The 1,419-nt window shown below is 61.8% G+C and carries 3 protein-coding genes; all 3 read left to right on the top strand.

Going from position 1 to position 1,419, the window contains the following annotated elements; genetic code table 11:
* On the top strand, positions 1-182 hold a 182-nt coding region (locus VI25_RS25540; RefSeq protein ID WP_236705222.1), incomplete at its 5' end, for a hypothetical protein.
* Between the two features lie 25 nt (positions 183-207).
* Positions 208-597: a hypothetical protein gene (locus VI25_RS23025; protein ID WP_055562987.1), complete on the top strand. Its 390-nt coding sequence runs from the start codon at positions 208-210 to the stop codon at positions 595-597.
* A partial coding sequence (locus tag VI25_RS23020) for a RagB/SusD family nutrient uptake outer membrane protein (protein WP_152981809.1) occupies positions 575-1,419 on the top strand: 845 nt, incomplete at its 3' end. The genes VI25_RS23025 and VI25_RS23020, both read left to right, overlap by 23 nt.

Genomic DNA, 1,419 nt, shown 5'->3' with positions numbered 1-1,419 from the left:
ACCGCCTGGACGCCAGCCGCGTGCGTACCGGCGCCAGCCTGCGCCTCTACGGCACCGTCGAGAACCTGGTCACCTTCACCAAGTACTCCGGCATGGACCCCGAAATCGGGGGCGTGGGCCTGGATTTGGGCACCTACCCGGTAGCCCGCACTTTCACGGTCGGCCTGAACCTGGGCATTTAAGCAACTGACGGTCATTCTTTCCCCTATGAAATACCCCGCGCTTCTTTTCACGGCCCTGCTCCTGGGCGCTGCCACCGGCTGCCAGGACGACTTCACCGACCTCACGCCCCAGGCACCATTACCCTACGCCAACTTCTGGAAAACCGACGCGGATGCGGTAGCCGCCTCAAATGCCCTGTACGGCTACATGAACAACGACGACATGTTCGGCCGGGGATTCTTCTGGCTCATCAACGCCTCCGACGACATGGTGACGGGGCGGGTGCGGGCCACGGCCGCCAACGTGCGCAACTTCACGGCTACCGGCGACGAGGGCGACACCAATAAGATGTACGGTTACTCCTACCGGGTTATCCGCCGGGCCCAACGAGATTCTGAAGAACCTGCCGGCCATGAGCATCGACGAGAAGCTTAAAAACCGGGTGCTGGGCGAAGCCTACTTCATGCGGGCCTTTTCCTACTTCCACATTGCCACCCGCTACGGCGACCAGCGCGCCGGCGTGCCCCTGGTGACGGTGGAAAACATGGACCAGAACAGCTTCCCCCGCCCCGCGAGCGTGGTAGCCAACTACGAACTCATGGAGCAGGCCCTGAAAAAGGCCGCCGACCTGCTGCCGCTGGTGACGGCCTACTCGGGCGCCGAGCTGGGCCATGCCCACAAGGACGCGGCCCTGGCCTACCTGGCCAAAACCTACGTGTTCTGGGCCCAGTACGACAAAAGCAAATGGGCCCTGGCCGAGCAGGCCGCCGAGGCCGTGACCAAATCCGGATCGGGGCGGGCCCTCATCAACACGGGCAAGCCCAAGGAAGACTTTCATTCGGTATTTACCATTCAGAATAACTGGTCCAGTGAGTACATCTGGTCGGTGGTGTCGGGCCGGCAGGACGGTAGTATTCTGCCCGGCGTGCTGCTCGAAAACAAGGGCTGGGGCAAATACAACGGCTGGGGCTATTTCCAACCCACGTTGGATCTGTACGAGTCCTTTGAGGTCGGCGACCCGCGCCGGGAAGCCACCATCCTTTCCTTTGGCGACGAGTTTACTTACCTGGGGCAGAAGCAGAAATACTCCTCCACCAACTCGCTGACGGGCTTTCAGTTCAGCAAGTACATGGAGCCCTACACCTACCCGGCCACGGAGCACCTGAACGCCAACGGCGACAAGCCCACTACCGACCTGAACGTGCCGCTGATGCGCTACGCCGAGGTGCTGCTGCTCCAGGCCGAAGCCCAGATTAT

Source organism: Hymenobacter sp. AT01-02 (assembly GCF_000961955.2).
Taxonomy (GTDB): domain Bacteria; phylum Bacteroidota; class Bacteroidia; order Cytophagales; family Hymenobacteraceae; genus Hymenobacter; species Hymenobacter mucosus.
Note: the sequence above shows the minus strand (reverse complement) of the source record. Positions and strands in the feature narration are given on the sequence as shown.

Excerpts from the sequence above, each read along its gene's own strand:
- VI25_RS23025 (WP_055562987.1), top strand. The coding sequence starts at position 208 with ATGAAATACCCCGCGCTTCTTTTCACGGCCCTGCTCCTGGGCGCTGCC.